5 protein-coding genes are annotated in these 3,362 nt (G+C 62.8%); 2 read left to right on the forward strand and 3 right to left on the reverse strand.

Annotation, left to right across the window (positions count from 1 at the left end; genetic code table 11):
* The 3 genes from ENJ19_05285 to ENJ19_05295 all read right to left on the reverse strand — a co-directional run.
* Positions 1–491: pyruvate dehydrogenase (acetyl-transferring) E1 component subunit alpha (locus tag ENJ19_05285; protein HHM05140.1), on the reverse strand; the 491-nt coding region annotated here is incomplete at its 3' end.
* Positions 492–516: 25 nt separating this feature from the next.
* Positions 517–1,161: a hypothetical protein gene (locus tag ENJ19_05290; protein ID HHM05141.1), complete on the reverse strand. Its 645-nt coding sequence runs from the start codon at positions 1,159–1,161 to the stop codon at positions 517–519.
* Positions 1,140–2,174 carry an inorganic phosphate transporter gene (locus tag ENJ19_05295; GenBank protein ID HHM05142.1) on the reverse strand — a complete coding sequence of 345 codons (1,035 nt, stop codon included), beginning with the start codon at positions 2,172–2,174 and terminating at the stop codon, positions 1,140–1,142. Before ENJ19_05295 ends, ENJ19_05290 begins: the two co-directional genes overlap by 22 nt.
* 99 nt (positions 2,175–2,273) lie before the next feature.
* Between ENJ19_05295 and ENJ19_05300 the strand changes: the two genes are divergently transcribed.
* The gene (locus tag ENJ19_05300) at positions 2,274–2,942 is read left to right on the forward strand and encodes a methyltransferase domain-containing protein (GenBank protein HHM05143.1); all 669 of its coding nucleotides are present in this window, start codon (positions 2,274–2,276) and stop codon (positions 2,940–2,942) included.
* A gap of 163 nt (positions 2,943–3,105) precedes the next feature.
* A partial coding sequence (locus ENJ19_05305) for a hypothetical protein (protein ID HHM05144.1) occupies positions 3,106–3,362 on the forward strand: 257 nt, incomplete at its 3' end.

Genomic DNA, 3,362 nt, shown 5'->3' on the forward strand with positions numbered 1-3,362 from the left:
GGCAACCGCCACAGGGCCGCCATATTAAGGCTCTCGTGAAAGGTACCCTGGTTGACGGCGCCGTCACCAAAGAAACAAACGGCCACCTCCGGCAGGCCGCGCAGGGCGATGGCATAGGCAATGCCGATGGCCACGGGAAAGGTCTCGCCGACGATGGCATAGCCGCCCATGAAGCGCCGTTCCCGGTCGAACAGATGCATGGAGCCGCCCATGCCCTTGCTGCAGCCGGTCTTTTTGCCAAACAGCTCGGCCATAACGGCGGTGGCCGGAATCCCGCGCACCAGGGCATGGACATGCTCGCGGTAGGTGGAGACAATGTAATCGGCCGGCTCGGCGGCACGCAGCACGCCCACTGCCACCGCCTCCTCACCAGGATAGAGATGGAGAAAACCGGCGATGTTGCCCCGGGCGTATTCCTGGGCGGCACGCTCTTCAAAGACGCGGGCCAGCACCATGTCCCGCAGCATTTGTTTCATCAGTTCCGTTTCCATTGCCACTTCCTCCCGGTGCGCCCGCCTACGCCGCTTTGATCGCCATGTCCTCCAGGGTGGTGGCGCTGATGTGCATGCGTTTGGCGATTTCTTTCAGCTGGGCGATAAGATCCTTGTGCATGAGTATGGTCTTGCAGTTGTCGCTTTGGAAGAGCAATGCCACAGCCCGGGCACAATACTCCACCACCTGGTCGTATTTATCATGAACCAGATCAGTGGTGGTGGCGAGAGCGGCCATTTCCCTGGCCGCCAGGTGCTTGAAACCCTCCTCCAGCAGGGTCGCCATCTCATTGAGCGCGTGGAAGATGGTCCGGTGGTCCCGGCGCGCCTCAATGCCGTAGACCTCCCGCTCGATGACGAAATGCCTGACGCTGAGCACCACCCAGTCAAGCTGGACAATGAGGCGGTAGATGGCCTCCTTGTCGTAAGGGGTGATGAACACATCCAGCAACTCCTGCATGTTTTTGTTTTTCAGCTCCCGGGCCCGCCGGGCCTCCTGTCCGATAACCACCAGCGCCCCGGCCTGCCGATGCAGCCCGGCGTCGCAAAGGTGACGGACAATGCCGCAGGTGACATCCAGCTGCCCCTTGAGAGCGGCGACGAAATCCACCTCTTTCGGCAAAATGAATTTTTCGATAAACCCCATGCTCACCCCCACAACTTCAGACACAGCCAGCAGTACCAGGCCCCCAACAGCATCGAGCTGGGGACGTTGAACCACCACCCGGCAACAATGCCCGCCGCCGTGCGCCATCTCACATGGCTGGGTTTTTCCGCCGCGCCATTGCCCAGCAGAGAGGCGGTCACCACCTGGGTGGTGGAGGTGGGCGCACCCAGGGCGGTGGCCAGGGAATTGACCGCCGCCGCGCCCACCTGGCTGGCCACGGAGTGGATCAGCTTCACCCGGAACAGCCCGAAGCCCAGGGTTTTGATGATCTTCCAGCCGCCGAACATCGTCCCCACGGTGATGGAGCTGGCGCACAACAGGATCACCCAGGTGGGCACGGTGAAACCGGGGGTGACACCGCTGGCCAGCAGCATCATGGCAATCACCGCCATGCCCTTTTGGGCGTCGTTGGCGCCGTGGGAAAAACCCAGCCAGGCGACGCTGAGATATTGCGAGGCGACGAACACCCGCCGGACGCTGCTGCGGGCCCCTTGGAGCAGATGGAAAAGCAGCTTCATGACGACAAAGCCCAGCGCGAAACCCAGCAGCGGCGAGACAAACAGGCCGGCCACCACCTTCATCACCCCGTCCAGGCTGCCGGCCTGCAAGGCCGCCAGGCCCCAGTTGATGTGGCCGGCGCCGACAGCATACAGGCCCGCCCCCACCAGGCCGCCGGCCAGGGAATTGGAGGAGGACGAGGGGAAACCCAACCGCCAGGTGGCGAGGTTGTAGCTCACCGCCGCCCCCAGGGCCGCGATCACCAGGCTCCCGCCAACCATGGGGCTGACGTCGCTGATATCGACGAAGGTGCCCACAGTATCGGCCACTGCCAGCCCCACCGAAAAGGGAGCGATGAACGTGAACACGGTGACAATGGCGATGGCCACAGCCGGCCGCATGGCCCGCGAGGCGATGGCGGTGGCCACCATGTCGGCGGCGTCGTGAAAACCGTTGGTGAAATCGAACAACACCACCATGATGACGACCACCACCAACAACACGGTAACCGATTCCATCCCACTCCCCGCCACGCACGAACGAACCCCCTAGCGCCGGACGCAGACATCCCGCGGCGCGCTATCATGATGACACAAAGCAACGAGAGGAAAGCCAAGATGCGCCCGGCCCTGAGTCCGGAACAACTGAAAACGGTATACCGCCACCTCGCCCGGCGCTATGATCTTCAGCATGCCCTCATCACCGCGAGGTCCGATCAGCGAGGCAGAAAGCTGCTGGTGGACGCCACCGTGAAACCGGGCGACCGGGTGCTGGACTGCGGCGCGGGCACCGGCACCACCGGCATCATGGCAGCGCGCAAAGTGGGCCGGCAGGGCCGGGTGGTGTTGTTTGATCTCAGCGAAGCCATGCTGGCCGAAGCGCGCCGGAAAATCGCAGCGGCGGGCCTGCAAAGCCGGATAGGGTTTCAGGCCGGTGATATGGTCCACCTGCCCTACCGCGACGGCAGTTTTGATGTGGTCCTCTCCAGCTACAGCCTCTGTCCCCTGTACGATCCGGTGGCGGGCGCCCTGGAGCTGTACCGCGTCACCCGCCCCGGCGGCAGGCTCGGTATCGCCCACTCCAGCGAGCCGGACGCCCCCTGGGTCAAAGTACTGGCCACCGCAATCGAAGCCGTTGCCTGGCGCCTGCCCTGGCTCTCCATGGGCTGCCGCCCGGTGAACGTCCTCCCGGCGCTGAAGCAGGCCGGCGCCCGTGTGGTTTTGTCAAAAAAGATCGGCGTGCCCTTGTGGCCCTTCGCCGTGCTGGTACTGGAAAAGCCCGTTTGAACGGCGGCACATCCCTGTGCCCGGGAGAGGATACCAACAAATGGATTGCCAAGATGCCTGCACCACTGACGCCGGCTGAATTGATACGGAGGCAAAGAAGCGCGCGCGCTGAAACGGGCAGACTGCCTGCCATGAAAAAAACCGCCGGGAGCGCTGCATAACAATGGAAAAAACCATCGGCCTGTGGCAGGCCATCGCCATTGCCGTCGGAAGCATGATCGGCGCCAGTATTTTTTCCATCTTTGGCCTGGGGTTCGACCTCAACGGCATCGCCGCCATCACCAGCGCCGTCTTCGTGGTATTGATGATCTACCAGTGGAACACCAACCGATCCGCCTTCTACGCCACCTGGATCGCCTTTGCTGTCAGCCTGATGGTAGAAATTATCTACCGAGGTATCAGCCGGCGAGAAATGGTCGA

It is taken from the genome of Gammaproteobacteria bacterium (assembly GCA_011375345.1).
Classification (GTDB): Bacteria; Pseudomonadota; Gammaproteobacteria; order DRLM01; family DRLM01; genus DRLM01.